The 26,922-nt window shown below is 75.1% G+C and carries 22 protein-coding genes; 8 read left to right on the forward strand and 14 right to left on the reverse strand.

Annotation, left to right across the window (positions count from 1 at the left end; all coding sequences use genetic code 11):
• Nucleotide 1 precedes the first annotated feature (1 nt).
• Nucleotides 2-748, reverse strand: a complete 747-nt coding sequence (locus JOF54_RS11385) for a YcnI family copper-binding membrane protein (RefSeq protein WP_210055752.1) — start codon at nt 746-748, stop codon at nt 2-4.
• 302 nt (nt 749-1,050) lie between these two features.
• Here JOF54_RS11385 and JOF54_RS11390 point away from each other — a divergent pair, with 302 nt between their 5' ends.
• From JOF54_RS11390 to JOF54_RS11415, 6 genes are all read left to right on the forward strand, one after another.
• Nucleotides 1,051-1,464, forward strand: coding sequence for a response regulator (locus JOF54_RS11390; protein WP_210055754.1), 414 nt, complete (start codon nt 1,051-1,053; stop codon nt 1,462-1,464).
• Between the two features lie 218 nt (nt 1,465-1,682).
• Nucleotides 1,683-3,353 (forward strand): multicopper oxidase family protein, encoded by a 1,671-nt coding sequence (locus JOF54_RS11395; RefSeq protein WP_210055764.1) that lies wholly within the window; start codon nt 1,683-1,685, stop codon nt 3,351-3,353.
• Nucleotides 3,354-3,364: 11 nt separating this feature from the next.
• Nucleotides 3,365-3,844, forward strand: coding sequence for a signal peptidase I (gene lepB, locus JOF54_RS11400; RefSeq protein WP_210055766.1), 480 nt, complete (start codon nt 3,365-3,367; stop codon nt 3,842-3,844).
• Nucleotides 3,845-3,928: 84 nt separating this feature from the next.
• Complete coding sequence (locus tag JOF54_RS11405) at nt 3,929-4,915, forward strand: hypothetical protein (RefSeq protein ID WP_210055768.1); 987 nt, start codon at nt 3,929-3,931, stop codon at nt 4,913-4,915.
• 71 nt (nt 4,916-4,986) lie between these two features.
• Nucleotides 4,987-5,670, forward strand: coding sequence for a response regulator transcription factor (locus JOF54_RS11410; RefSeq protein ID WP_210055770.1), 684 nt, complete (start codon nt 4,987-4,989; stop codon nt 5,668-5,670).
• A 370-nt stretch (nt 5,671-6,040) separates the two neighbouring features.
• Nucleotides 6,041-7,804 carry a peroxidase family protein gene (locus tag JOF54_RS11415; protein WP_210055772.1) on the forward strand — a complete coding sequence of 588 codons (1,764 nt, stop codon included), beginning with the start codon at nt 6,041-6,043 and terminating at the stop codon, nt 7,802-7,804.
• Between the two features lie 129 nt (nt 7,805-7,933).
• On the opposite strand, the gene JOF54_RS11420 is transcribed toward JOF54_RS11415, so the two are convergent.
• From JOF54_RS11420 to JOF54_RS11445, 6 genes are all read right to left on the reverse strand, one after another.
• Nucleotides 7,934-9,379 (reverse strand): amidohydrolase family protein, encoded by a 1,446-nt coding sequence (locus JOF54_RS11420; protein WP_307804070.1) that lies wholly within the window; start codon nt 9,377-9,379, stop codon nt 7,934-7,936.
• Nucleotides 9,376-10,284, reverse strand: a complete 909-nt coding sequence (pucL, locus tag JOF54_RS11425) for a factor-independent urate hydroxylase (protein WP_210055774.1) — start codon at nt 10,282-10,284, stop codon at nt 9,376-9,378. The genes JOF54_RS11420 and pucL overlap by 4 nt, the downstream gene beginning before the upstream one ends.
• Nucleotides 10,285-10,425: 141 nt before the next feature.
• Nucleotides 10,426-13,158: a molybdopterin-dependent oxidoreductase gene (locus JOF54_RS11430; protein WP_210055785.1), complete on the reverse strand. Its 2,733-nt coding sequence runs from the start codon at nt 13,156-13,158 to the stop codon at nt 10,426-10,428.
• A complete protein-coding gene (locus JOF54_RS11435) occupies nt 13,155-13,961 on the reverse strand; it encodes an FAD binding domain-containing protein (protein WP_307804072.1) in 807 nt (268 codons plus the stop codon). The genes JOF54_RS11430 and JOF54_RS11435 overlap by 4 nt, the downstream gene beginning before the upstream one ends.
• Nucleotides 13,962-14,027: 66 nt before the next feature.
• A complete protein-coding gene (locus tag JOF54_RS11440; RefSeq protein ID WP_210055794.1) occupies nt 14,028-15,647 on the reverse strand; it encodes an FG-GAP-like repeat-containing protein in 1,620 nt (539 codons plus the stop codon).
• Nucleotides 15,637-16,590 (reverse strand): EamA family transporter, encoded by a 954-nt coding sequence (locus JOF54_RS11445; RefSeq protein ID WP_210055796.1) that lies wholly within the window; start codon nt 16,588-16,590, stop codon nt 15,637-15,639. Before JOF54_RS11445 ends, JOF54_RS11440 begins: the two co-directional genes overlap by 11 nt.
• Before the next feature lie 74 nt (nt 16,591-16,664).
• Here JOF54_RS11445 and JOF54_RS11450 point away from each other — a divergent pair, with 74 nt between their 5' ends.
• Entirely contained in the window at nt 16,665-17,579 is a 915-nt protein-coding gene (locus JOF54_RS11450; RefSeq protein ID WP_307804074.1) for a LysR family transcriptional regulator, read from the forward strand.
• A gap of 110 nt (nt 17,580-17,689) precedes the next feature.
• Here the strand turns inward: JOF54_RS11450 and JOF54_RS11455 are convergent, their stop codons facing one another.
• From JOF54_RS11455 to pta, 5 genes are all read right to left on the reverse strand, one after another.
• The gene (locus tag JOF54_RS11455) at nt 17,690-19,381 is read right to left on the reverse strand and encodes an FAD-binding oxidoreductase (protein WP_210055798.1); all 1,692 of its coding nucleotides are present in this window, start codon (nt 19,379-19,381) and stop codon (nt 17,690-17,692) included.
• A gap of 77 nt (nt 19,382-19,458) precedes the next feature.
• Entirely contained in the window at nt 19,459-20,139 is a 681-nt protein-coding gene (locus JOF54_RS11460; RefSeq protein WP_210055800.1) for a lysophospholipid acyltransferase family protein, read from the reverse strand.
• 88 nt (nt 20,140-20,227) lie between these two features.
• Nucleotides 20,228-20,995 (reverse strand): SDR family NAD(P)-dependent oxidoreductase, encoded by a 768-nt coding sequence (locus JOF54_RS11465; protein WP_210055808.1) that lies wholly within the window; start codon nt 20,993-20,995, stop codon nt 20,228-20,230.
• A gap of 240 nt (nt 20,996-21,235) precedes the next feature.
• Complete coding sequence (locus JOF54_RS11470; RefSeq protein ID WP_210055810.1) at nt 21,236-22,405, reverse strand: acetate kinase; 1,170 nt, start codon at nt 22,403-22,405, stop codon at nt 21,236-21,238.
• Nucleotides 22,402-24,483 carry a phosphate acetyltransferase gene (pta, locus tag JOF54_RS11475; protein ID WP_210055812.1) on the reverse strand — a complete coding sequence of 694 codons (2,082 nt, stop codon included), beginning with the start codon at nt 24,481-24,483 and terminating at the stop codon, nt 22,402-22,404. The genes JOF54_RS11470 and pta overlap by 4 nt, the downstream gene beginning before the upstream one ends.
• Before the next feature lie 143 nt (nt 24,484-24,626).
• Here pta and JOF54_RS11480 point away from each other — a divergent pair, with 143 nt between their 5' ends.
• A complete protein-coding gene (locus JOF54_RS11480) occupies nt 24,627-26,117 on the forward strand; it encodes a serine/threonine-protein kinase (protein ID WP_210055822.1) in 1,491 nt (496 codons plus the stop codon).
• On the opposite strand, the gene JOF54_RS11485 is transcribed toward JOF54_RS11480, so the two are convergent.
• A complete protein-coding gene (locus tag JOF54_RS11485) occupies nt 26,104-26,454 on the reverse strand; it encodes a winged helix-turn-helix domain-containing protein (protein ID WP_210055824.1) in 351 nt (116 codons plus the stop codon). The genes JOF54_RS11480 and JOF54_RS11485 overlap by 14 nt on opposite strands.
• The gene (locus tag JOF54_RS11490) at nt 26,451-26,882 is read right to left on the reverse strand and encodes a hypothetical protein (RefSeq protein ID WP_210055826.1); all 432 of its coding nucleotides are present in this window, start codon (nt 26,880-26,882) and stop codon (nt 26,451-26,453) included. The genes JOF54_RS11485 and JOF54_RS11490 overlap by 4 nt, the downstream gene beginning before the upstream one ends.
• Nucleotides 26,883-26,922: the final 40 nt, after the last annotated feature.

Genomic DNA, 26,922 nt, shown 5'->3' on the forward strand with positions numbered 1-26,922 from the left:
CTCAGCCCCGGTCGGGCCGGGTCGGCGCCGGGCGGGTGCGGGCGAGCGCGGTCAGCCCGGCGGCCAGCCCGAGGGCGCCCATCACCAGACCGCCGAGGTCGGCGGCGCTCCTGCCCGCGCCGGCCGTCAGCGACGCGGAGGCGACCGCGCCGTCCGCGAGCCCGGCCGGGGCGGCGGCGGCCGTGCCGTGCCCGTGCCCGCCGACCGCGGCGGTGACCGTCACGGCGGGAGCCGGCCGCTCCAGGGTCTCGGGGTCCTGGCCCTCCGCCGCGACCTGCGTCCAGGCGGTCTCGCCCTCGGCGCAGGTCTGGACGGTCGGGAAGACGAGGGTGCGCCCGGCGGCGTCCTCGGGCAGCGGGACCTGCAGGGAGAGCGTGTCGCGGAGACCCTCGGCGAGCGGGGTGCGGGCTGTCCAGACGACCTCGGACACCCGCTCGGTGAGCACGGTGCCGTGGGCGGTGGTGACGGGTTCCGGCAGCTGCTCGGAGCGCTCGGCCACCGTCCAGCCGGGGTGCACCGTCGGGGTCACCGTGTTGATGCCGGCGGGCAGCCTGACGGCGACCCCGGTGGTCGGCGACCCGTCGCAGCCGTGCGGGACGGCGACCGTCAGCACGGCGTAGCTGCCGGCCGCGGTGGTGTCGGCGCTCAGCGAGACGTGCGCCGAGGCCGAGCCCGGCAGGGCCAGGCCGGTGAGGACCGCGGCGGCGCCGATGGCGGCGACCCGGCCGGTGGTGCGGGTGCTGGACATGTGTTCTCCCCCTGGACGGCCCGTCGGGCCCGTGTGCTGGTGCCGCCGGCGCCCGGCGGGCCGGGCGCCTGGACGACGCCCGCCCGGTGCGCTGCGGCGGTGCCCCCAGCCTGGCGCCGGCCGCCCGGCCCGAGCAGCCTCAGGAGGGGGGTCGACGGTCCCCCCAGACGAGGGGTCGAGCCCTTCGCCCCCTCATCCTGGGGGTCCCTGTCCGACCCGTTCGGGGTGGCTTTTTTCCACGGCCGTCCCCATGCTGGGTGCAGGCGGTTCTCGTCCCGCCACCCGACACCGAGGGGACCCGGATGACACGCGTGCTGGTCGTGGACGACCACGACTTCTTCCGCGGGTCGCTGGTCGAGCTGGTCAACGCCAGCGGTGATTTGGTGGCCGTCGGCGAGTGCGCCGACGGCGCGGCGGTGGCCGCTGCCGTCGCCGAGCTGCAGCCCCACGTGGTGCTGATGGACGTGCGGATGAGCATCCGCTCCGGGCTGGAGGCCGCTGCCGAGCTGCAGCGGGCGGGCTCGTCGGCCCGGGTCATCCTCCTGAGCTCCGACCCGGTCAGCCGCAACCGCCGGGCCGCCGAGGCCAACGGGGCCGTCGGCTACCTGGTCAAGGGTGCCGACGCCGACCGGGTGCTGGACGCGGTGCGCCACGTGGCCCGCGGGGGCACGGCCTGGCCGGAGGACGTCGCCGCCGGCTTCCCCGCCGTCCTCTGACCGGCGACCGCCGGGCACGCACCGGCACCTCCCCCACCCCCGTGTTTGAGGGGTCGCGGCTCCCCCACCCGTGAGGGTTCTGCGGGGGGCCGGCACCCAGGAGTGTGGGGCCGACGGGAAACCGGGGCCGGCTGAGCCGCTCGCGGAACCGTCCTGGGGACCAGGGGCCCCGGGACGCTGACCCGCCGCACGCCACTCGTCCGGGGGGACACGACCACATGAAGCTCTCGCGTCGCGACGCACTCAAGCTCGGCGGGCTCGCCGCCGTGGGCACCGCAGGCCTCGCCCTGCCGCTGGGCCGCTCGGTCCAGGCCGGCACACCCAGCCTGCTCAGCACCGGCAACTTCCCGCCGCGCTACACCAACGTCCTGACCATCCCGGAAGCGATGCAGCCGGTCCGCCAGGACGTCGTGGACGGCAAGGTCGTCAAGAAGTACTACGACGTCACCGCCAAGACCGTGCCGGCGGCCAAGATCCTTCCCAAGCTGAGCACGATCATGCTCGGCTACAACGGTTCGATCCCCGGTCCGCGGATCGACGTCGACCAGGGCCAGGCCGTCCAGCTGGTCGTCCGCAACGCGCTGGGGGCGACCACCGGGACCTTCGGGACACCGAGCCCGATCTCGACCCACCTGCACGGCTCGGCGTCGCTGCCGCAGTACGACGGGTACGCCGGCGACCTGACGCTCAACGGGCAGAAGAAGTACTACCAGTACCCGAACTTCCAGCCGGCCCGGACGCTCTGGTACCACGACCACGCCCAGCACTACACCGCGCAGAACGCCTACTCGGGGCTGGCCGCGCAGTACCACCTGCACGACGCCGTGGAGCGCGCGGCGCTGCCGCAGGGCGAGTTCGACGTGCCGCTGACGGTCTCGGACGCCATGTTCCAGGCCAACGGCGCCCTGATGTACGACGACCGGACCCACTCCGGGCTCTGGGGCGACGTCATCCTGGTCAACGGGGTGGCCTGGCCGGTGCTGAAGGTGAAGCGGGCGGTCTACCGGTTCCGGCTGCTGAACGCCTCGATCTCGCGGTCCTACCGGCCGACGCTGTCCAACGGCGCGCAGGTGCACATGGTCGCCACCGACGGCGGGATGATGCCGAAGGTCCAGAAGGTCAGCCAGTGGCGGCACGGCAGCGCCGAGCGCTACGAGTTCCTCGTCGACTTCCGCAGCTACGCCCCGGGCACCCGCATCGAGCTGAAGAACCTCAGCAACCCCAACAACCGGGACTACGACCACACCGGCAAGATCATGGCCTTCGACGTCGTCGGCGACCCGGTCAGCGACGCGGTCAAGAACTGGAGGATCCCGACCGAGTTCCGCTGCGTCGTCGACCCGGTGACCGGGCAGAAGCGGCTCACCGACGACCCCTCGGCGCCGCTGGTCAACGACGAGGTCATGGGGCTGGTGCCCACGAAGGACATGGAGGTCCGGACGCTGCGGGTCCAGAAGAGCGACGTGACCAACCTCTGGAGCATCAACGGCGAGACCTGGGACGACGTCGTCCGGTCCGACTACCGCAAGGTGGTCGCCGACCCCGACCTCGGGGACACCGAGATCTGGGAGATCCAGAACAACTCGGGCGGGTGGTTCCACCCGGTGCACATCCACCTGATCGACTTCAAGATCCTCAGCCGCAACGGCCGGCCGCCGTTCCCCTACGAGATGGGTCCGAAGGACGTCGTCTACGTGGGCGAGAACGAGACGGTGCGGGTGATCATGAAGTTCGGCCCGCACCGCGGCAAGTACATGGTCCACTGCCACAACCTGCCGCACGAGGACCACGACATGATGCACCAGTTCAGCGTGGGCCTGGACGACGACCACCCGGACGGCAACGACCCGATCACGGGTGAGCGGCCGACCGACGACGACCACAGCTGAGCGGCTCCCCGGTGCGCTGGCGGGCGGTGGTGGCGGTGGTGGCGGTGCTCGGCGGCGTCGCCGGGGCGCGGCTCAGCGTGCTCGACCCGGTCCGGGTCTCCTCCGGGAGCATGGAGCCGACGGTCTGCACCGGTGACGTCGTGGTCGTCAACCACCTCGCCCCGCGCGGCGGCGTCGACCGGGGCGACGTCGTCACCTTCGCCAGCCCCGTCGACGGCACCGAGCAGATCAAGCGTGTGGTCGCCGTCGCCGGCCAGCAGGTCGGCATCGCCGACGCGCTGCTGGTCGTCGACGGCCGCGTGGTGGCCGAGCCCTACGTCGACCCCGCGACGATCGACGGCGTCTACTTCGGCCCCGTCCTCGTCCCGGAGGGCACCGTCTTCGTCATGGGCGACGCCCGCGAGCTCTCGGTCGACTCCCGGGCCTTCGGGCCGGTCCCGCTCGACGCCGTGGACGGCCGGCTCTCCGGCCGGCTCTGGTCCTCCTGCTGACCGACGTCCCCCTCGTGCTCCCGCAGCACCGTCCCCACCTCCTCGACCCGCACGCCCACCCCGCACACCTGACCAGGAGCCTCGATGTCCTACCTCGCCCAGCGCGCCGTCCTCGACACCCGCACCCGCGTCCGGATCTGGACCAGCGACCTGGCGGGTCTGGCCACCCCGGCCGCGCTGGTGGCCCTCGCGGCCCTGCTGGGCCTGCACTGGTGGCAGCAGTCGCCCGCCGTCCCGCTCAGCTGGCAGCTCCCGCGCGCGGCCGCGCTGTCCCTGCTGCCCGGGGTCCCGGTGCTGGGGCTGGTCGCCCTGCGCCTCGTCATCGGGGGTCGCACCCGCACCGTGGCGGGGCACCACCTGATGACCTGGGCGGCCCGCTGGGCCTGGGTCTGGGCCGGGGCCACCGCCGTCGGCCTGCTGGTGACCCTGCGCGGCCTCGTCGGGGTGCCGCTGACCCGGCTGGTCGGCGTGGACGACCTGCTCGCGGTGGCCGCCGGCAGCCCGGTCGTGCGGTCCGGCGTCGAGGTGCTGTGGGTCGCCCTGCTCGTCGCCCTGTTCGGGACCCGGCTGGGGGGCTGGCGGGAGTCGTCGGCCCTGCTGGTGCTGACCGGGGCCGCGCTGGTGGCGGGCCTGCCGGTGGGCGCCGCGGTGGCGCACGACGCCGGCCCGGTCCCGCCGGTCGTCGCCGTGGTCGGGGCCCTGCAGCTGCTGGCGCTGGCCTGCTGGCTGGGCGCGCTGGCGGCGGTGGGGCACCTGCGCACGCCGCTCTACCTGCTCCGCCACCACCTGGGACGCTACGGCTCGCTGGTCACCGCGGTCGCCCTGCTCACCGGTGGGGCCGGCGTGCTCGCCGGCCTGCTGGCGCCCGGCACCGGCACCTCGCCGGTCGTCGGCGCGGCCCAGCTCGCCGGGGTCGCCGTGGTCGTCGCCGTCGGGCACCGGCACCGCCGCCGCGCCGCCGACGTGGTGTCCGAGGGTCGGGGCGTGCTGCTGCTCGCGCTCGTCGCCGGCGAGGTCGTCGTCCTCGTCGCCCTGCTCGCCCTCGCCGTCCTGCTCCCCACGCACCTGTAGCCCGGACGGCCTCCCGGCGTGGCACCGCTGTGCCACGATCGGGTCATCCTGCACAGCTGGAGGAGGTCGACGTGACGGTGGCCGACGAGGAGCCGACCGCGGACGGGGACGACCGCGACCGGACGGTGCTGGTGGTCGACGACCACCGCTCCTTCGCCGAGATGCTGGCGGCCGCCCTCGACGGCACGCCCGGCCTGCGCTGCGTCGGGATCGCGGGGTCGGCCTCCGAGGGGGTGGCCCTGGCCCGGAGGCTCCAGCCCGACGTCGTCGTGATGGACATCCAGATGCCGCGCGAGGACGGGCTGGTCGCCACCGCGCGCGTCCGGGAGGTGGCCCCCGGTGCGCTCGTGGCTGTCCTCACCGCGCACGCCTCCCCGGAGTGGGTCGGGAAGGCCGCCCAGGCCGGCGCCTCCGCCTTCGTGCCCAAGAACGGCTCGCTGCAGGAGATGCTCGACGTGCTCACGGGGCTGCAGCGCGGCCAGCTCGTCGTGGCGCCGTCGGCGTTCCGGGTCCCCGTCGACCCGTCCCCGGTCGCCGACGTCCCCGAGCTCAGCCCGCGCGAGGTGGACGTGCTGCGGCTGCTGGCTGACGGCACGGCGGTCAAGGACCTGGCGCCGGTGCTCGGCATCAGCCTGAACACCGCGCGCGGCTACGTGAAGTCGGTGCGGGCCAAGCTGGGTGCCGCCAGCCAGCTCGAGGCCGTGCTCAAGGCGCGCGAGCTCGGACTCCTCGCCGACCCGGGCCCCTCGGCCTGAGGGGCCCCGGACCCCCTCATCCGTGGGGGTGGCCGCCCCCTCCGCTGGGCGTGGTGCCCGCACCCGTCGCGGGCGCAGGATCGCGGTGCGAGCAACCGCTGGACCGGCGGCGCAGCGACCCACCCGCTGCGCCCGTCGCGGTTGCACGGCTGCCGGTGCCCCGCCGCCGCCCCCCTGACGGAGGCCACGCGCACCAGCAGCCGACGAGGGCCCGCCGTTCCCCGCGGCGGGCCCTCCTCGCGTCCGGGGGCCGGGAGCGCGGGTCGACCCCCGCACCCAGGGGGTGCCTGCACCCCCCAGGAGCGGCTGCTGCCCGTGGCGTCGAGCGGCGAGGCTCGGGTCGTCGAGTCCACCAGGGGGAGAACCGACCATGTCGAGCCGTGCTCACACCGCCACCTGCCCGTTCACCGGGCGCACCGCCGCTCCGGCCGCCGTCGGGGAGGACCGCCCGCGGGGCGCCGCCACGGCCCCGGGAGGTCCGGCGGTCCGACGCCGCACCGTGCTGGCCGCGGCGGCCGCCGGGCTGCTGGCCGGTGGGCTGCGGTCCGGGCCGCTCGGCGCGGTCCGGGCGGCGGCCGCCGTGCGCCGGGCGCGCCGAGGCACCCACGGCCAGGGGTTGCGCGGCCTCGACATCGCCACCCGGGTGGGCCGGGACCGCGAGGCCCGCTTCGGCCTGATGTTCAAGAAGCTGCCGGCCTACAGCCCGTCGGACGCCCTGCTCCGGACCCTCGCCCGCCGGATGGACGACGGCAAGGCGCCGCTGTCGGACGTGCGGTTCAGCGACACCGCGTGCGACACCTCGATGCCGGCCGGCTACATCTACCTCGGCCAGTTCGCCGACCACGACATCACCCTCGACAAGACCCCGCTGACCCTGCAGGAGCAGGACCCGCGCGGCACGACGAACTTCGACTCACCGCGCTTCGACCTGGGCAGCGTGTACGGGGCCGGCCCCGCCGCCAGCCCCGAGCTCTACGACCCGGCGCGGCCCGGCTACCTGCGGGTGGAGCACCACGACGGCCTGGTGGACCTCCCGCGCGACGCCGTGGGCAAGGCGTTCCTGGGCGACCCGCGCAACGACGAGAACCTCATCGTGGCCCAGCTGCACACCGTGTTCCTCCGCCTGCACAACCGGCTGCGGGACTCCGGCCTCGGCTTCGAGCAGGCCCGGCAGGAGGTGCGGTTCCGCTACCAGTGGCTGATCGTCCACGACTTCCTGCCACGGGTGGTCGGCCAGGGCGTCGTGGACGCCATCCTGGCCCGACGGGCCGACGGCACGCTCACGGCCCGGACCACCTTCTACAAGCCGCGCAGCACGGCCAAGCCGTACATGCCGGTCGAGTTCTCCGGAGCCGCCTACCGCTACGGGCACTCGATGATCCGCGCCGAGTACGAGGTGCAGGACCAGCACACGGTGCCGCTGTTCGCGCGGGACGGCTACGAGGACCTGCGCGGCAGCCGGCCCGTCCCGCACGACCTCTGGGTGGACTGGAACTACTTCTTCGACATCCCGGGTCTCAGCACCCCCGACGACCGCAACATGGCGCGTCGCATCGACACGCAGATCTCCCTGCCGCTCTCGACCCTGCCGCCCACGGTGGTGGCGCCGGCGGCGGGGGCGATCCTCGCCCTCGCCGAGCGCAACCTGCTGCGCGGCAAGCGGCTGGGGCTGCCGTGCGGCCAGGACGTCGCGACGGCGATGGGCCTGAAGCCCCTGACCAACGCGCAGCTGGGCGGGCTGCCGGAGGCGGGCTGGGGCAAGAAGGCGCCGCTCTGGTACTACGTGCTCAAGGAGGCTGAGCTCGGCGGCGGGCAGCGGCTGGGCCCGGTCGGCGGCCGCATCGTGGCCGAGGTGTTCCTCGGCCTGCTGGCGCTGGACCCGACGTCGTACTTCACGCTCCGGCCGCGGTTCGACCCCGGGGCCGGCTACGCCTTCGGGGCGCTGGTCCTCGAGGCCGACGCCTTCGACCCGCGCGGCCGGCCGCAGCCGGAGCCGGCCGAGGAGCCGGACCTGCCCGAGGACCCCGAGCTGCCGGAGGAGGGGGAGCCGCTGGAGGGGCTGGAGCCCGTGGCCCTGGAGCCCGACGAGGTGATCCAGCCCGAGGCGGTGCTGCCGCTGCCCGGCGAGGTGTGAGGTGCAGGGGGAGGGTCCGAACCCGGGATAGGCACCCGCACAGGGGATGGACCTGGCCGCGCGGGGAACGCGAACCAGGCCGGATGCGTTCGGCCTATCCCGGGCGTCAGAGACCCCCCGGACATGAGTTCACCGTACTGGACCCGAAGTAATCGCGTGGCCCGCGACGAAGACCCCGGTGATGGCGGGTTCCCGCAGTCCCATCAGCAGCGCGAAGAGGGTGGCGTCGTCCTGGTCACCCGGGCCGCCCTGCTGGGCCACGGCTCCCAGGATAGCGCCGAGGCCCGGCTGGGCGGAGGTGTCGACGAGGACGAGGTCGGCCTCCTTCCCGACGTCGAGGTTGCCGAACCGGTCGTCCTGGTCCAGTGCCTGGGCCCCGGCGAGCGTGCCGGTGTAGAGCAGCTCGGCCGGGTGCAGGGCCACCCCGGCCGCGCCCGGCTCGGAGAGGTGGACCTTGTAGGCGTCGTTGAGCACGCGGGAGACCAGCCACTCGTCTCCCGCGCCGATGTCGGTGCCCAGGGCCACCCGCACGCCGGCGGCGGTGGTCCGCCGCCACGGCAGGGTGCCCGAGCCGAGGAACTGCTGCGAGGTGGGGCAGTGCGCGATCGAGCTGCCCGTCTCGGCCAGCCGGGCCAGCTCCGCGTCGGTGCAGTGCACAGCGTGGGCCAGGATGCTGCGGCGGCCCAGCAGGCTCTCCCCGCCGACGGCGGACCCGGGGCGGAATCGGCCGTCGTAGGTGTCGAGGTAGTCCCGGACGCCGTAGGCGGCGCGGACGGCGGCGACCTCGCCGGTGCCGGGCGTGTCGTGCTCGCTGAGGTGGGAGTGGAAGTAGACGCCGCGGTCGCGGACCCCCGCGTAGAGCTCGCCGAGCCCCGCGAGCGTCGTCGGCGTGACCGACAGGCTGAACCGCGGGACGACGGCCACCTGCAGCCGCGCGGTGGCGAGGTCCCCGGTGTCGGCCAGGTGCCAGCGCTCGATCTCCTGCGCCACCAGGTCGAGGGCCTCCTCCTCCCCCGTCAGCAGCGGGGCGGCGGCGGGGGAGCCGACGGTCTGCACGCCCCGGCCGCTAACCAGCCGCAGCCCGGCGCGCTGGTGTGCGGCGAAGAGCGCGTCCTGCGCCGTGGGGAACGCCGAGCCGAAGACCAGCGCCGCCGTCGTGCCGACGGCCACCCGGCGCTCGACGAAGGCCTCCGCCATCGCCGTGCTGACGGCCGGATCGGCCAGCCTGGCCTCGGCCGGGAAGATGCAGCGCTGCAGCCAGTCCAGCAGCTGGCCGCCGCCGTGGGCGCCGAGGGAGAAGGTCTGGGGGTAGTGCAGGTGGGTGTCCACGAAGCCCGGCAGCACGAAGTCGGCCCGCCGGACGGGGACGTCGGCGTGCTCGCGGGGGAGCGCGGAGTGCGCGCCCAGCCAGGCGATGGTCCCGTCGTCGGCGATCACGAGCGCGCCGTCGGGCAGCGAGACCAGCCGCTCGCGGGCGGTGGCCAGGGTGGCGTCGCCGGCGACGTGGAAGACGTGGCCGCGCAGCACCAGCCGGGCCGGCGCCGGGAGCGGCTCCGGCGCTCCGACCGGGCTCACACCAGACCCGTGTACCCGTACCAGGCGGGCCCGGCGTCGGGGGCGTCGTCGCGGGTGACCTGGGCCTGGATCAGGCCGTAGGGGCGGTCGTCGGCGTGGAAGACCTCGCCGGGGTTGTCCAGCCCGAAGGGGCTGAGGTCGTAGAGGAAGTGGTGCTTGTTGGGCGCCGAGAGCCGGACCTCGGCGAGGAAGCCGTAGGCCTCGAGGACGGCGCTGCCCATCGCGAACAGGGTCTGCTGCAGCGCGAGGGAGTGCACCGTGGCGAACTGCTCCACCAGCAGCGCCTTGATCCCAGCGTAGGTCGCGTCCCAGTCGATCCCGGTGTGCTCGGTGAAGCGCCAGCGGGCCACCAGCGACGTCGCCATCACGCGGTCGGTGGTCGGCTGCAGGACCGTGTAGGGGTCGGTGAGGAAGCCGGAGAACTCCGAGCCGGTGCTCTTGAGGATGACCATGTCCTTGAGGCCGCCGGTGACCCAGACCTGCTGGTCGTCCCCGGTGCCCTCGACGGTCACCGAGGCCGTGCGCACCTCCTGGCCGCGGCGGACCCAGGTGTGGTCGTGCTCCACGCCGTCGACGACGGCCCGCTCCCAGGCGTGCTCCTCGACCTCGACGCGGGCGCCCGCCACCGGCTCGACGTCGTCGACGAAGTGCCGGGCCAGAGCGAGGGCGTAGTCCTCGACGGCCCGCAGCCCCTTCTCCTTGGCGTAGGCGTACGCCGTCTGCTTCTGGGTGTCGGTGGGCAGCACGGCCGACTGGTCGCCGACGGTGTGCGCCCGGGCGAAGTCGCCGCGCAGGGCCGTCGAGACGGTGACGTCGCGGATCTCGTGCCGGGGGCTGTCCCGGTAGATCCGGACGACCCGGTTCTCCGCCTTGCCGTACTGGTGGGTGCCGAGCACGATGCCCATGACGATCCTCCCGACGTCGGTGGCGCCGATCCTAGGGACCGCGCGTTACGAACACGGGTCGCTGAGATCCGACATCTCGTGGGGGCCAGGGCCGCAACACGCCGACCTTCCGGGCCCGGGGCGTCCACGACGTGCCGGATCTCAGCGGTCCTGCTGGAGCAGCCGCCACAGCCGGTCGCGCGACATCGGCAGCTCGCGCGGCCGGACGCCGATCGCGTCGGCGACGGCGTTGGCCAGCGCGGGTGCGACCGGGTTGTAGGGCGACTCGCTCATCGACTTCGCCCCGTACGGGCCCAGGGCGTCGCTGGTGTCGGCGAAGAGGACCTCGGTCTCGGGGACGTCGGACATCTGGGGCAGGTGGTAGTGCCGCAGCACGTCGGTGGTCACCCGGCCGTCCTCCAGGACCAGCTCCTCCCACAGCGCCGTGCCCAGCGCCTGGGCCACCCCGCCCTCCACCTGGCCGCGGCACTGCGCCGGGTTGATGACGAACCCGGCGTCGGCCGCCTGCACCGACTGCAGCAGCCGCACCTCGCCGGTCCCGGTGTCCACCGCCACCCGGAAGCCGTGCACGTTGAAGGCCAGCGAGCGGACGGCCCCGTCGACGGCCGCCTCCCGGCGCAGCACGGCGTCCTCGCCCAGCAGGACGGGGAAGCCGAGCACGACGTCGCCGTCGCCCAGCCCGTCGGGTCCCGGCTGCCAGCGCTCCGGGGCGGTGCCCGTGAGGGCGGCGGCCCGCTCCTGCAGCGCGCGCAGCACGGCGGTCGCGGCGGTGTGCACGGCGCGCCCCGCCACCACGGTGCCGGTGGAGCCGAAGGCGCCGACGTCGTGGCCGGTCGCGTCGGTGTCGGACTGGTGCACCACGACCCGGTCGGCGCTGGTGCCGAGCACGCTGGCCACCAGCTGGGTGTGCACGGTCGTGGTGCCGTTGCCGAACTCCGCCGTCCCGACGCCGACGGTGCAGCGGCCCTCGCGGTCGAGCGTGACACTCGCCTCCGCCGGGTGACCGCGGGGCGGGACCGTCGCGATCATCGCCATGGCCAGCCCCCGTCCCGTCCGCCAGCGCGCGCCGACGGGCGGCTCCACGCCGTCGTCCCGGTCCAGCGCGGCCTCGACGAGGTCCAGGCACTGGTCCAGCCCGTAGGAGCCGAAGACGAGGTCGTCGCCCTCGACGTGGGTGACGACCAGCGGATCGCCGGGCCGGACGACGTTGCGCCGGCGCAGCTCGACGGGGTCGACCCCCAGCTCGGCGGCCAGCTCGTCCAGCGCCGACTCCAGGGCGAAGACGACCTGGCCCAGCCCGTAGCCGCGGAAGGCCCCGGACGGCAGGTTGTTCGTGTAGACCGACGCTGCGTCCACCCGCTTGTTGGGCACCGCGTAGATGGCCACCGACTCCGAGACGCCGTGGAACATCACCCCGGCCGAGTGGTTGCCGTAGGCGCCGGTGTCGGTGAGGACGTCGAGGGCCAGCGCCGTGATCCGCCCGTCCCGGTTCCCGGCCAGGGTGACGTCGACCCGGAAGGGGTGCCGGCAGGGGGCCGTCGTCAGCTCCTCGGTGCGGGTCATCTCCAGCTGCGCCGGCCGGCCCGTGGTGAGCACGGCCAGCGCGACGAGGTCCTCGGTGAGCAGCTCCTGCTTGCCGCCGAACCCGCCGCCCACCCGCGCGGTGAAGACGCGCACGGCCGCGCGGTCGAGGTCGAACAGCCGGGCGATCTCGTCGCGGACCAGGAAGGGCACCTGCGAGCTGGTGCGCAGGACGAGCCGGCCGTCCTCGTCGCGCCAGCCGACCGTCGCGTGGGTCTCCAGGTGGGCGTGGTTCACCCGCTGGGTGCGCCAGCGGCCCCGGACGACGGCGTCGGCGGCGGCCACCGCGGCGTCGACGTCGCCGTGCTCGCCGTGCAGCTCGGCGGCCACGTTCCGGCGCGGGGCGGCGATCCGGCTGGTCGTGGGGTCCTTCTCGCCGTGCAGGGCGGGGACGTCCGGGTCCTGCGCCCGCTCGGGGTCGACGTTGGCCGGCAGCAGCTCGTAGTCGACGACGAGCAGCCGGCACGCCGCCTCCGCGACGGCGAGCGTCTCCGCCACCACGGCGGCGACCCGCTGCCCCCGGAACCGGACGACGGTGTCGAGGACGAGGGTGTCGTCGGGGTCGTCGAGCCGGTTCGCGTGCCGGCCGGTCGAGAACGGCGTCGTCGGGGCGTCGGCCGCGGTGAGCACGGCCACGACGCCGGGCAGCGCGGCGGCCGCCCCGGTGTCGACGGAGCGGACCCGGGCCGACACGTGCGGGCTGCGCAGCACCGCGACGTGGGTGAGGCCGGGGACGGTGACGTCGAGGGTGAACGGCTCCCGGCCGCTGACCACCCGGTGCCCGGCGGGCGCGCCGAGCGAGCGGCCGACGGCCGAGCCGTCCGCGGTCGTGGCGGGGCCCGCGCACGGGGGAGCGGCGGAGCCGGCGGCGGCCGCCCCGACGGCCTCCCGGATGGCGCGGTAGCCGGTGCAGCGGCAGAGGTTGCCCTTCATCAGCCGGGGCAGGTCGGGCAGGTCGTCGGCGGTGACCGTCGAGGCGGTGACGACCATGCCGGCGGTGCAGAAGCCGCACTGGAAGGCGGCGTGCTCGACGAAGGCGCGCTGCACCGGGCCCGGCTCCTCGGGGGTGCCCAGCCCGGCGGCCGTCGTCACGGCGCGGCCCTCGGCTCGGTGCGCCGGGAGGATGCAGGAGTTCACGGCGGTCCCGTCCAGCAGCACGGTGCAGGCGCCGCAGTCACCGGAGTCGCAGCCCTTCTTGACGGCGTGGTGCCCCTGCTCCCGCAGCAGGGTGCGCAGGCACTGGCCCGGCCGGGGCTCGGCCTCGACGGGCGCGCCGTCGACGTGGAACCTCACGCCAGCTCCTCCCGGATCTCCTCCGCCAGCAGCCCGCTCACCGCACGCCGCCAGTCGGCCGCCCCGTGCGGGTCGCTGAACCAGGCGTCGACGGCGGCGACGTCGGCGGCCAGCACGTCGGCGTGCGGCAGGTCGGGGTAGCGCAGCTGGACCGGGCGGTCGGTGGCCGCGGTGACGGTGAGGACGAAGCCGCCCGTGCCGGTCCGCCGGCCCACCAGCACCGCGCCCGAGCGGCCGAGGGCCGAGAGCGCCGTCCGCCGGAACGCGACCCGCGAGGCGAGGGCCGCGGCCCCGACCTCGACCGAGCGCAGCACGTCGCCCGGGCCCAGCCGGGTCGTCCGGTTCCCGGTGACGAAGGTCGAGGCCGGCAGCACGGCGTCGGTGCCGTCGGCGCGCCAGACCACGACGTCGGCGTCGAGGCCGGCGGCCAGGCTGGTCATCGGGCCCGCGGGCAGGGCGGTGCAGAGGTTGCCGCCGAGGGTGGCGACGGCCCACACCTTCGTGGAGCCGGAGAGGGCGCTGCAGGCCAGGTGGAACAGCGGCGCCGCCGCGCACCCCAGCCGTCCGGACAGCGCGGCGACCTCGGCCAGCGTGCAGGTCCCCGCCAGGCTGAGGCCGCCGTCGGGGCGCTCGGTGACCGACGGCCAGCCCAGCGTCGTGATGTCGAGCAGGCCGACGAGGTGGTCCTGCGGCTCGGCGAACAGCCACGACCCGCCGGCCAGCACCGTGGTGCGCGCGTCGAGGCCGGCCAGGTCGGCGCGGCTACGGGCGGGCCGCACGTCGGTCACGGTGTTGAGGTCCACGCTCCACTCTCGCTCGCCGGGGACCCCATTCAAGGGTGCGCAGGTATCGGCTGTGTTAAGCCGCCCTCAGCGGACCGCCCAGCCGAACAGGTCGCCGGCGGCCGCGTCGCCGCGCACGCCCGGGGTGTCCTGGTACAGGGTGCGGCTCCCCACGGGGTTGGGCCCGAACTCGAAGGTCGACAGCTGCTGGACCATCCCGTCGCGGTCGCGGGCGACCCGCTCGCCGGGCACGCCGACGACGAGGCTGTCGACGTCGGGGGTCTGCACCGCGACGGCCGCGACGGAGGCGCCGAAGGCGTCGCCCGGCTCCGGCACGCCGGCGAGGCCCTGCACGTCCTGGTGGAAGCGGAGCCCGCCGGGACCGGCGGTGGTGAGCCCTGCCGCGGTGCCGTGCAGGACCGTCACCGAGCCCGCCCGGGGGACCGCGCCGACGGCGTCCTGCGGGGCCCCGACGGCGAGGTCGAGGAAGGGCCCGGCGTCCAGGTGGCCCATCGCCAGGGCGGCGCCGAACTCGTCCTCGGGGCCGGCCACCCCCTGCACACCGGGCGAGTCCTGGGTCCAGCCCTGGCTGCCCCGGCTGGTGAGGCCGTCGGCCGAGCCCGGCAGGAAGGTCACCGAGCCGGCGCCGTAGCCCGGCTCGGGGTCGACGCCGTTCTCCCCGGGTGCCCCGACGGCCAGGTCGTCCACCCCGTCTCCGGTGACGTCGCCGGCCGCGAGGGCGGCGCCGAAGCGGTCGAGCGGCTCGGCCGCCCCCGGCACGCCCGGCGTGTCCTGGGTCAGGGCCCGCGCGGGCGCCCGGCCCACGCCCAGCCCGGCGCGGCCGGGCAGCACCTCGACCACGCCCGAGACGTCGTCCTCCCCGAGGGCCCCGACGGCCAGGTCGCCGACGTCGTCGCCGTCGAAGTCCCCGACGGCGAGCGCGGCCCCGAAGCCGTCGCCGTCCTCGGGCACGCCGGGCACGCGGGCGGTGGCCTGGCTGACGGTGCTGGTGCGGCCGGCGCCGCCGAGCCCGGAGGGCCCGCTCAGCAGCACCGTCACCGCGCCGGCGAAGGCGGCGCCGACGCGGTCGGACGGCGCCCCGACGGCCAGGTCGGCCCGGCCGTCGTGGTCGAGGTCGCCGGCGGCGAGCGTCTCGCCGAAGAACTCCGCGCGCCGGGCCGCACCGGCGCCCAGCAGGGCGTTCTGCGTCCAGCCGGACGCGCGGTCGGTGGTCAGGCCGGTCGGCGAGCCGTAGAGGACGGTCACCGAGCCCCGGCCGTCGTTCTCGCCGGGCGCCCCGACGGCGAGGTCGCCGCAGCCGTCGCCGTCGAAGTCGGCCAGCAGCGCGCTGGCGCCGAAGCCGTCGCCGGACTCGGCGGTGCCGGGTACGCCCGGGGTGGCCTGGCTGAGGTACTCGTCGTCCGGCACGCCGGTGGCGGGGCCGGTGCGCAGCCCCGACTCGGAGCCGTAGAAGACGTGCACGGCGCCCGCGCCGCGGGCGTAGCCGGGCTCGCCGACGACGACCTCGGCGAGGCCGTCGCCGTTGACGTCGCCGTCCACCGCGCCGGGGCAGGAGACGGCCGCGGACGCCGGGAGCCCGGTCAGCGCGGTCGAGAGGAGGACGAGCGCGCAGCCCGTCGTCAGGGACCGGGCGAGCGCCCCGGTCAGGCGGCGGCCGGGGGCCGGGCGTCGAACGTCATCGTCCATATCCGGATGGTGGCGCACCGACGACGACCGCGCCAGTGCCCACGACCGGTTCGGGGGGAGGCGTCCCCGCCGGTGCGCGGCGCGGCGGCCGGGAGGCGACGAGGACCCCCGCCACGACGACGAGCCCGGCCAGCAGCTCGGTCCGGTCGACCCCCTCGCCGAGGAGCAGCCACGAGCTCAGCACCCCGACCACCGGGACCAGCATCGAGAACGGGGCGACGAGGCCGGCCGGGTGCCGGGAGAGGAGGGAGTTCCACAGCCCGTAGCCCAGCAGGGTGGCGACGAGCACGATGTAGAGCAGCCCGAGCACCGAGGGCAGGGCTGCGGCGGTGGCGGTGGTCCGCAGCGCGGTGACCACGCGGTCGGGGCCCTCGACCAGCAGGGAGAGCGCCAGCACCGGGACCGGCGGCACGACGGACATCCACAGCGTGAGGTGGAGCGGCTTCGGGGCCCGGGCCTGCCGGCTGCAGACGTTGCCGAAGGCCCAGCCGAGCGCCCCGCACAGGGTCAGCAGCACCGGCAGCAGGGCGGCGACCTGGGCCCGGTGGACGGCGATGACGGCCAGCCCGAGGACGGCGACGGCGATGCCGAGCGCCTGGCGCCGGGTGATCCGCTCGCGCAGCCAGATCCCGGCGATCAGCACGGTGAAGGGCGCGGACGCCTGCAGCACCAGGGAGGCCAGGCCGCTCGGCATCCCGGCGGCCATCCCGAGGTAGAGGAACACGAACTGCAGCAGCCCGATGCCGAGCCCCACGCCGAGCAGCCAGCGCAGCGGGACCTGGGGTCGCGGGACGAGCAGCACCGCGGGCACCGCGACGAGGGTGAAGCGCAGCGCCACCATGAGCAGCGGGGGGAAGTGCTCCAGCGCCACGGCGGTGGCCGGGAAGTTGAGCCCCCAGACGACGGCGACGAGGAGGGCGCGGAGCTGGTCGCGGGGAGGCACGTCGTCCATCCTCGGCGGAGGCGACGGTGAAGCACAAGCGACTTCTGCTGCACCGACGGTGTAGCGTCGCTCATGTGTCCGGGCCGACGGTGGAGCAGCTGGAGCTGTTGCGCGAGCTGCACGACCGGGGCAGCCTGGCCGCGGTGGCGGCGGCGCTGCACAAGACGCCGTCGGCGGTCTCCCAGCAGCTCAAGGCCGCGCAGCGCGAGCTCGGCGTCCCGCTGGTCGTGCGGGCCGGGCGCGGGCTGGTGCTGACCGACGCCGGCGTGGCCCTGGCCCGCAGCGCCGTCGGGGTGGCCACCGCGCTGGCCGAGGCCGAGGCGTCCTGGCAGCGGTTCCAGGGGGCGGCGACGGGGACGGTCCGGCTGGCCTGCTTCCACTCCGCCGCCGAGCTGCTGGTGCCGGGGCTGCTGGACCGGCTGCGCTCCCGGCCCGGGCTGGTCCTGGAGACCGCCGACGAGGACGTCGCCCAGGACGACTTCGCCGCGCTGGCCGCCGACTACGACGTCGTGGTGGCCCACCGCTCGGACGACGTGGCCGCCCCGGCGCGCGACGGCCTCGTGGTGGTCCCGCTGCTGCGCGAGCCGATGGACGTCGCCCTGCCGGCCGACCACCCGCTGGCCGGGCGGGAGCACGTCACCCCGGCCGACGTCATCGGCGAGGACTGGATCGCCCCGCCGCCGGAGTTCCCCATCGACCGGGTGCTCAGCGCCATCGCCGCGCGGGCCGGGGCCCCGGTCCGGGTGGTCCGCCGGACCACCCACCTACCCCTGACCGAGATCCTGGTCGCCCGGGGCCACGGCATCGCCCTGCTGCCCCGGCACACCACCCGCGAGCACGCGCCCGCGGGCCTGGTGCTGCTGCCGCTGCGCGACCTGCGCGCCGGCCGGCTGGTGGAGGCGCTGCTGCGGCCCGACCGCTACGCCCGTCGGGCCGTCCGTGAGGTGGTCGACGCCCTCGTCGCCGAGGCCGCGGCCGTCGCGCCCTGAGCCCCGCGCGCCCTGAGCCTGTCGATGGCCTGTCCTCCGCGCGTCGAGCGCGACCCTCCGCGCCCTGAGCGTGTCGAAGGGCCTTCGACAGGCTCAGGCAGCGGTGAGGGTCAGGCCCGCGAGGTCGGCGGGGTGACGGTGATCTTGCCCGGGTTGAGGTTGCGGCCCGGGTCGACCCCGGCGAAGAGGCCCTCCATGATCTGCACGCCGGCGGGGGAGATGTCCTGCTCCAGCCACGGGGCGTGCTCGGTGCCCACGCCGTGGTGGTGGGAGAGCGTGCCGTGGGTGTCGATGAAGGCCTGCTGGATGGCCGACTTCACCACGTCGTACCGGGCCAGGGGCTCCTGGTCGTCATGCCGGAAGGCGAAGGTGAAGTACAGGCAGGCGCCGGAGTGGTAGCTGTGCGAGAGGTGGCACATGACCCAGCCCTGGACGCCGATCTGGGCGAACGCCTTGCGGGCGGCGGCGGTGACGTTCTCGTACATCGGCACCAGCTGCGACCAGGGGGCGGCCGTCTCGGAGACGTCGGCCGCGGCCCCGCGGTCCAGCAGGAAGTCACGGATGTAGGGGGTGTCGAACTTCTTCTGGTCGTAGAGCTCGCCCGGGCCCTTGCCCAGCAGGATGCCGCCGTGCTGGCCGATGATCTTCTTGACGATGGCCTTCTGCCGCCGGACGTGGTCCGGGCCGCCCTCGTAGCCGACGAAGGACAGGCAGACGGCGTCGAGGTCCCAGCCGCGGCGCTCGAGGACCTTGAACAGGCCCTTGCTGACCAGGCCGGACACCGAGACGCCCTTGCTCTTCTTCCGGGTCGAGAAGGAGAAGCGGGTCTCCCCGGCGTCGGAGACGCGGGTCACCGACGGCGAGGCGTCGCTGGTGGAGATCTCCTGCATGGCGGCGACGCCGGCCTCGAAGGAGGGGAACAGGTAGCCGAGGATGACGCGCTCCTCGGGGATCCGGTGCACCTGGACGGTCACCTCGGTGATGACGCCGAGGCGGCCCTCGGAGCCGAGCACCATCTCGCGGACGCTGGGCCCGGTGGAGGTGCTGGGCAGGCCGCGGAGCACGAGCACCCGGCCGGGCATGACCATCCGCAGGCCGCGGGTGATGTCGGCGATGTCGCCGTACTTGTCCGACTGCATGCCCGAGGAGCGGGTCGCGACCCAGCCGCCGAGCGTGGAGTGGGTGAAGCTGTCGGGGAAGTGTCCGAGGGTCCAGCCGCGGGCGTTCAGCTGCGCCTCGAGGTCGGGACCGAGCGCGCCGGCCTGGATCCGGGCCAGCCCGGCCTCCTCGTCGACGTCGAGCAGCTTCGTCAGCCGGCCGAGGTCGAGGCTGATGACGGGACGGGTCTCGTCCTCGGGGGCCTGCAGGCTGCCGGCGATGTTGCTGCCGCCGCCGAAGGGGATGAGCACGGCGTCAGCGGCGATCGCCGCGTCGACGACCTGCTGCACCTCATCCTCGTCGGCGGGGTAGACGACGACGTCGGGCACCCGGGGCAGGTCGTTGCCGCGCAGGCGCATGAGGTCGCGGATGCTCTTGCCGTAGGTGTGGACGATGCGGTCCTCGTCCTCGTCCACCGCGTTGTCGACGCCGACGACGGCGACCAGCGCGGCGTGCAGCTCCGGGGAGATGCGCGGGGCGGGGATGTCCAGGTCGCTCAGCTGGGTGCGCGGCTTGGGCGGGGTGGCGAGGTCGAGGTCGATGATCTCCTGCACGAAGGGCCGCAGCGCGGGCTTGTCCTCGTGGTGGAAGCTGACGCCCTCGACGCCCCAGCCGTACCACTTCATGTGCTGAACGGCAGGCATGGCCGCACTCCTTCTTCCTCGACCGGGGTGGTCCCGGTGCTGCCCTCCGGCGCGCCGACGGCGGTCGGCGCGGGCGGTCAGGCGTGGTCCTCGCGATAGCTGGTGGTGTAGTCGTACAGGCTCCGCACTTCCTTGGCGATCCGCTCGGAGAACTGGGCGACCTTCTCGCCCTCCTCCGGACGCATCGGCTCGCCGAAGGTCACGTAGACCGGCGGGCGACCGCGGTCCGGCCAGTTCCTGCCGTGCGGCATGGCCTCGGAGGCCCCCACGATGGCCACCGGCAGACAGGGTACGTCGCGGCTGATGCAGAGCGCGGCCGCTCCGGGCTTGAACGAGCCCATCTCCCCGGTGCGCGAGCGGGTGCCCTCGGGGAACAGCAGGAGCGGCACGCCGTCGTCGAGCAGGCTGGTGGCCAGGCCCTTCCGGCCGCGCAGGCCGGTGCGGTCGACGGGGAAGGCGTTGAAGAACAGCGAGGTGAGGCCCTTGCGCCACCAGACGTCGAAGAAGTAGTCGGCGGCGGCCCCCGCGGCGACGTAGCGCGACAGCTTGTGCGGCAGGGCGGTGATGATGAGGGGGGCGTCGAGGTGCGAGCTGTGGTTCGAGACCACGACGTAGGGACCGGTGACGCCCTCGAGGTTCTCCTGGCCCAGCACGGTGACGGTGGTCATCCGCCAGATCGCGGGCTTGAGGATCAGCCGCTGCGCGACGAACCGCGCCCCGGCGTGCACGGGGGAGGTGTAACGGCTGCGGCTGGACACGTCGACACAGTATCCGAACCGTCAGACGCTCTTCACCCCGTCGGCACCGCGGCGACGCGCGTCGTTTCCGCCGGCGCCGCGGCCGGCCTCAGTGCCGGCTGGAGGACAGCGCGCGCGAGGCCCGCCGGACCAGGGGGCGCGGGGCCAGCCGGGCGGCCAGCATGAGCACCTGGTAGCGGCGCGACGGGATGGAGATCACCTTGCCGGCGGACACGTCGCGGAGGCACTCCGCGACCAGCGCGTCGGCGTCCAGCCACATCCACGACGGGATGGAGCCGGTGCCGATGTCGGCGCGCTCGTGGAACTCGGTCCGCACCCAGCCGGGGCAGAGCACGGTGGCGGTGACGCCGGTGCCCACGAGCTCGTTGGCCAGGCCCTCGGTGTAGACGCCGACGAAGGACTTCAGGGCCGAGTAGCCGCCCATCGTCACGTAGCCGGCGGTGCTGCCGACGTTGACGACGGCGCCGTGCCCCCGGGCGGTCATCGCCCGGGCCGCGGCGGCCGAGAGCACCATCACCGCGTGCACCATGACGTCGAAGCCCTGCTCGAAGGCGGACAGGTCCTCCGACACGAGCCGCTGCCGGATCCCGAAGCCGGCGTTGTTGACCAGCAGGTCGACGGGCCGCTCGGCCTCGCCCAGCCGGGCCGCGACCCGCTCGACGTCAGCCTTGACGGCCAGGTCGGCGGCCAGCACCTCGACCCCGACGCGGTACCGCTCCCGCAGCTCGGTCGCCGTGGTCTCGAGCCGGGCCGCGTCGCGGGCGACCAGGACCAGGTCGTCGCCCCGGGCCGCCAGGGCCCGCGCGAACGCCGCCCCGATCCCCGACGTGCCGCCCGTCACCAGTGCTGTCGCCATGCGCTCCACCCTAGGCCGCGTGCGGCGGGCACCCGGGCACGAGGGCGCGGAGGGACACCACCGGCGCCGGGCGTGGATGGGTCTGGCGGGAGCCCGCGCGCACGGGCCGTCGCACAGCGTGGGCCGCGCGCGGGCGGATGGTTGCCCGGCGCCGGTGGTGGCCCGCAGCGACCGCACCCGACCATCTCGGGCCTTCGACAGGCTCAGGCCGCGGGTTGCAGCTCAGGCCGGTCGGTGGGGTCAGCCCTCCGTGCCGTCGAGCAGGGCGACGGTCTGCCGGGCGATCTCCAGCTCCTCGTTCGTCGGCACCACCGCGACGGTGACCGGGGCGCCGTCGGGGGAGATGACGCGGGCCTCGCGGCTCGGCGACGCATTGCGCCCGGGGTCGACGGCGAGGCCGAGGCCGCCGAGGCCCTCGACGACGGCGGCGCGCAGGGCGGCGTTGTTCTCCCCGACGCCGGCGGTGAAGGTCAGCACGTCCAGCCGGCCCAGCTGGACGAGGTAGGCGCCGAGGTAGTGCTTGAGCCGGTGGACGTAGACGTCGAAGGCCAGCGCGGCGGCCTCGTCACCGGCCGCGCGGTGCTCCTGCAGCTGGCGGAAGTCGTTGACGCCGCTGAGGCCCTTGAGCCCGGACTGCTTGTTGAGCAGGTCGTCGATCTCCTCGACCGACAGCCCGGCCTCGCGGTGCAGGTAGGAGTGCAGCCCCGGGTCGACGTCGCCGGAGCGGGTGCCCATCACCAGGCCCTGCAGCGGCGTCAGGCCCATCGAGGTGTCGACCGCCCGGCCGTGGTGGACGGCGGAGGCCGAGCAGCCGTTGCCCAGGTGCAGGACGACCTGGTCGAGCTCCTCCAGCGGTCGGCCGACCAGGGCGGGAACGGCGCGGGAGACGTAGCGGTGCGAGGTGCCGTGCATGCCGTAGCGGCGGATCCGGTACCGCTCGGACAGGGCGCGCGGCAGGGCGTAGGTGGACGCCGCGGGCGGCAGGGTGGCGAAGAAGGCGGTGTCGAAGACGGCCACGTGCGGCACGTCCAGCTGCGCGCGGGCCGCCTCGATGCCGGCGACGGCACCCGGGTTGTGCAGCGGGGCCAGCGGGCTGAGCGCCTCGATCCGGGCCACCACGTCGTCGTCGACCACGACGGGGTCGGAGAAGTCCGGCCCGCCGTGCACCACCCGGTGGCCGACGGCGCGGACGCCCGCGGTGGCCAGGTCGACGCCGGCGTCGGCCAGCGCGGCGGACATCTGCTCGACGGCGGCGTGGTGGTCGGCGACCCCGCTGCCCTCCTCGCCGATCCGCTCGACGGTGCCCTTGGCCCGCACGTCGCCGCCGGCGGGGTCGAGCAGCTGGTACTTCAGCGACGACGACCCGGCGTTGAGGACGAGGACGGGCCCGCTGCCCGGCTCCGCGCTCACGCCTGGACCCCCTGCGCCTGGACCGCCGTGATGGCGACGGTGTTGACGATGTCCTCCACCAGGGCTCCCCGGGACAGGTCGTTGACGGGCTTGCGCAGGCCCTGCAGGACGGGCCCGATGGCGACGGCGTGCGCGCTGCGCTGCACCGCCTTGTAGGTGTTGTTGCCCGTGTTGAGGTCGGGGAAGACGAACACCGTCGCCCGACCCGCCACCACCGAGTCCGGCAGCTTCGTCCGGGCCACCCCGGGGTCGACGGCCGCGTCGTACTGGATCGGCCCCTCCAGCGGCAGCTCCGGGGCCCGCTCCGCGACGAGCGCGGTGGCCGCCCGCACCTTCTCCACCTCCGCACCCGAGCCCGAGCTGCCGGTGGAGTAGGACAGCATCGCGACGCGGGGGTCGATGCCGAACTGGCGGGCGGTGTCGGCCGAGGACAGCGCGATGTCGGCCAGCTGCTCGGTCGTCGGCTCGGGGATGACGGCGCAGTCGCCGTAGACCAGCACCCTGTCGGCCAGGCACATGAGGAAGACGCTGGAGACGGTGTCGACGCCCGGCCGGGTCTTCACGAACTCCAGGGCCGGGCGGATGGTGTGCGCGGTGGTGTTGACCGCCCCGGAGACCATCCCGTCGGCCAGGCCGAGGTGCACCATCATCGTGCCGAAGTAGGAGATGTCGGTGACCCGCTCGCGGGCGACCTCCAGCGTCATCCCCTTGTGCGCGCGGGCCTCGGTGTAGGCGGCCGCGAACCGCTCCACCAGCTCCGGGTCGGTGGGGGAGACGACCGCGGCGGCGTCCAGGTCGAGGCCCAGGGCCGAGCCCCGGGCCCGCACCTTGGTCTCCTCGCCCAGCAGGGTGAGGTCGGCGACGCCGCGGCGGAGCAGGATGGCGGCCGCCTCGAGGATCCGGTCGTCGCTCGCCTCGGGCAGCACGATGTGCTGGCGGTCGGCCCGGGCCCGCTCCACCAGCTGGTACTCGAACATCAGCGGTGTGCGCACCTCGGTGGCCGGCACGTCGACCGCGGCCAGCAGCGCGGCCTGGTCGACCTGCTCGGCGAACAGCCGGCGGGCCGTCTCGACCTTGCTGGTGGACCCCTTGGTCATCGGCCCGCGGACCCGCATGAGCTTCTCGGCGGTGGCGAAGGTGCCGTCCGCGGTGAGCGCGATGGGCAGGTCCTGCTGCACGCCCTCCGACAGCCGCCGGATGGTGTCGGGCAGCGGGTAGCCGCCGGTCAGCAGGATGCCGGCCAGCGTCGGGAAGGTGCCCGACTGGTGCGCCAGCATCAGCCCGGGGATGAGGTCGGTGCGGTCGCTCGGGGCGATGACGGTGACGTCGGGGCCCAGCCGGGCCAGCACGTTGGGCAGGCTCATCGCGGCCACGATCAGCCCCAGGGACTCCCGGTCCATCCAGCTCTCGCTGCCCAGCGTGAGCTCCGCGCCGGCCGCCTCGACCAGGGCGCGGAAGGTCGGGGCGGAGAGCACGGGGCTCTCGGGGATGGCCGCGACGACGAGGGGGGCCAGGCCGGCGAGCGCGGCCATCGTCGGCTCGACCTCGGCGGCCTCCACCCGGTTGGCGATGACGGCGACCGTCTGGGCGTGGTTGGCGCGCAGCTCGGCGATGGCGCCGTCGGCGGCGGTCCGGACCTGCTCGGGCGTCCGCTCCCGGCCGTGCACCACGAGGACGACGGGCGAGCCGAGGTTGGCCGCGATCTTGGCGTTGAGCGACAGCTCCGTGCCCGTCGAGACGTCGGTGTAGTCCGAGCCGAGGACGAGGATGACGTCGTAGCGGTCGGCCAGGTGCCCGAAGCGCTCGACGATGACGTGCAGCGCCTCGTCGGGGTCGGTGCGGGCGGCGTCGTAGGTGACCCCGATCGCGTCCGCGTACTCCTGCTGGACCCCCGGCTGGCTGACGAGCAGGTCGACGATGAGGTCGACGTCGTCGTCCCCGGAGTGCAGCGCCGTGGTCAGCGGCCGGAACACCCCGACCGAGCCCACCTCGCGGACCAGCGCGTCCAGCAGGCCCAGCGCCACCGCGGACTTGCCCGTCAGGCCCTCGGGTGAGGCCACGTACACGCTCCGGCTCATGCGGCGAGGGTAGCGGCCGGGCGTGACGGCCCGGCGTCCGCCGAGCGCCGGCGGCGCCCGCGCTCCCGCGCCGGTCCACCGCCGCTCCGGACCGGTCCCGCGGAACCCCGGCGGCGCGCGGGAGGCCCGCCTAGGGTGTGACGATGCCGATCGAACCCCCGCAGATCCCGGGGCTCACGGACTGGCGTCCGCTGGCCCGCGGCGGTTTCGCCGTGGTCTGGGAGGCGCGGCAGGTCACCCTGGACCGGTTGGTCGCGGTGAAGGTCGACCAGCGCCGGCTGGACGTGGAGTCCGAGCGGCTCCGCTTCCTCCGCGAGGCCGGCGCCGCCGGCCAGATGTCCGCGCACCCGGGCATCGTCACCGTCCACGACGCCGGGATCCTCGCCGACGACCGGCCCTACCTGGTCATGGAGCTGTGCCCGGGCGGCTCGCTCACCCGCTACCTCGACGCCGACGCGCGGCCGTCGGCGGAGCGGGTGCGGGAGATCGGGGTGCGGATCGCCGACGCGCTGGCCGCCACCCACGCCCGCGGCGTCCTGCACCGCGACGTGAAGCCGGCCAACATCCTCGTCGACGCCTACGACCGGGTGGGGCTGGCCGACTTCGGCCTCGCGGCGATGCCCGGGCCCGACGCCCCGCGCGCCGAGGCCTTCGAGGGCGTGACACCCGCCTACACCGCGCCCGAGGTGCTGCACCGCAGCGCGCCCGCGCCGGCCGGCGACGTCTACTCCCTGGCCGCCACGCTCTACGCCCTGCTGGCGGGCCGGCCGCCGCGCTGGCCGGAGGGCCCGACGCCCGGGCTGGCCGACGTCGTCGCCCGGCACCGGGAGCCGCTGGAGCCGCTGGTCGACGTCGACCCCGGGCTGGCCGCGGTGCTCACCGAGGCGCTCGACCTCGACCCCGCCGCCCGCCCCACCGCCGCCGGTCTGCGCGATCGCCTCGCCGCGCTGCCGCTCGGGGCGGAGCCGGAGCCGGAGCCCACCCCGGGTGCCGTCACCGCGCGGGCCGACACCGGTCCGGACGCCACGGCGGAGCGCCGACGCCGGCGGCTGCTGGTCCTGCCGCTGGTCGCCGTGGTGCTGGCTGCCCTGGTGGTGGCGGCCGTGCTGCTGGGCGGCCGGGACCCGGGCGGGTCCGCGGCGCCGGGGACCCCGGTCGCCACCCCGGCCCCGTCGACGGCGTCGCCACCCGCGGGCGCGTCGGCGTCGCCGACCACCGCCGGCCCCACCCGGGCCGCCGCCCTGCCGCCCGGCTACGAGGACTGCTCGGCGGATCTCGGCGGCACGAGCTACTGCCCCACCGAGCCCGAGTGCTGGGCCGGGATCATCTCGGTGTTCGACCTGCCCTCGCTGGGCACGCCGCGCGACTGCGGCGAGACGCACGTCTACCAGACCTTCGCCGCCGGTCCGCTGGACGTCGAGGTGCGGCGGCAGTCCCAGCTGGAGGACCTGCGGGCCGTCGAGCGGCTCTGCGACGCCGACGTGCTGGACGCGATGCTCGACGACGCCGACCGCGGCACCGACTGGGAGGTGCTGGCGCTGCCCCCGCAGGAGGCCGACGGCAGCGACCGGGTCTACCGGTGCCTGTTCGGACGGGGCGACCGGGACGCTCCCGTCCGGCTCACGAAGGGCTGACGGCACCCGGGTCGGCCGTCGCGGTGTCGCGGGCGCGGGCCGCGATCTCGGTCAGCGCGGCCAGGTGGCGCTCGAAGGCGGCACGACCCGCGGGGCTGAGGGCGAGCCAGGTCCGCGGGCGCTTGCCGACGTAGCCCTTGGTGACCGTGACGTAGCCGGCCTGCTCCAGCACGGCGACCTGCTTGGAGAGGGCCGAGTCGGTGATCTCGACGGCGTCCCGGACGAAGCCGAACTCGGCCCGGTCGACGCCCGAGAGCGTGGCGGTGATGGAGAAGCGGACGGGGGAGTGGACGACCTCGTCCAGCCCGTGCCGCGGGTGCCGGCCGGCGGCGGTCACGCGGTGCGCCGGTGGGCGAGCACCGCGCCCACGGCCGGCGCCGCGGCGGTCAGCAGGCCGCCGACGACCCACCAGGCCAGCTGGCCGGTGAAGACGGTGCTGCCGAGGACGACGGTCAGCACCCAGGCGACCGTCCAGGCAAGCATGACGCCGAGGTGCAGGCCCCTCATGCCGCGGATCGTGGTGGGCTTGCGGGTCACCCAGACCGAGGAGAGCGCGATGAAGGCGGCCCAGACCCCGGTGACGACGGCGACGCCCGGGCCGCCGGCCCAGAGACCGGTGGCGAGGGCGAGCACGAACGACCCGGCCGCGAACACCAGGAGGTAGGTGCGGTACCACCGGCTGGAGCGGCGGGCCGCGCCGCTGAGGCGGGCGGCCCGGTCGAGCTGGTCGGCGGAGACGGCGGGGGACGTGGCGACGGGATCCATGACTGGAAGTCTGGCAACTACTTTCCCGGTTGGCAAGTAC

The sequence above is a fragment of the Microlunatus capsulatus genome (assembly GCF_017876495.1).
In the GTDB taxonomy this organism is placed as follows: domain Bacteria; phylum Actinomycetota; class Actinomycetes; order Propionibacteriales; family Propionibacteriaceae; genus Microlunatus; species Microlunatus capsulatus.

Excerpts from the sequence above, each read along its gene's own strand:
- JOF54_RS11385 (WP_210055752.1), bottom strand. The coding sequence starts at position 748 with ATGTCCAGCACCCGCACCACCGGCCGGGTCGCCGCCATCGGCGCCGCC.
- JOF54_RS11390 (WP_210055754.1), top strand. The coding sequence starts at position 1,051 with ATGACACGCGTGCTGGTCGTGGACGACCACGACTTCTTCCGCGGGTCG.
- JOF54_RS11395 (WP_210055764.1), top strand. The coding sequence starts at position 1,683 with ATGAAGCTCTCGCGTCGCGACGCACTCAAGCTCGGCGGGCTCGCCGCC.
- JOF54_RS11405 (WP_210055768.1), top strand. The coding sequence starts at position 3,929 with ATGTCCTACCTCGCCCAGCGCGCCGTCCTCGACACCCGCACCCGCGTC.
- JOF54_RS11415 (WP_210055772.1), top strand. The coding sequence starts at position 6,041 with ATGTCGAGCCGTGCTCACACCGCCACCTGCCCGTTCACCGGGCGCACC.
- pucL (WP_210055774.1), bottom strand. The coding sequence starts at position 10,284 with ATGGGCATCGTGCTCGGCACCCACCAGTACGGCAAGGCGGAGAACCGG.
- JOF54_RS11440 (WP_210055794.1), bottom strand. The coding sequence starts at position 15,647 with ATGGACGATGACGTTCGACGCCCGGCCCCCGGCCGCCGCCTGACCGGG.
- JOF54_RS11455 (WP_210055798.1), bottom strand. The coding sequence starts at position 19,381 with ATGCCTGCCGTTCAGCACATGAAGTGGTACGGCTGGGGCGTCGAGGGC.
- JOF54_RS11465 (WP_210055808.1), bottom strand. The coding sequence starts at position 20,995 with ATGGCGACAGCACTGGTGACGGGCGGCACGTCGGGGATCGGGGCGGCG.
- pta (WP_210055812.1), bottom strand. The coding sequence starts at position 24,483 with ATGAGCCGGAGCGTGTACGTGGCCTCACCCGAGGGCCTGACGGGCAAG.
- JOF54_RS11480 (WP_210055822.1), top strand. The coding sequence starts at position 24,627 with ATGCCGATCGAACCCCCGCAGATCCCGGGGCTCACGGACTGGCGTCCG.
- JOF54_RS11490 (WP_210055826.1), bottom strand. The coding sequence starts at position 26,882 with ATGGATCCCGTCGCCACGTCCCCCGCCGTCTCCGCCGACCAGCTCGAC.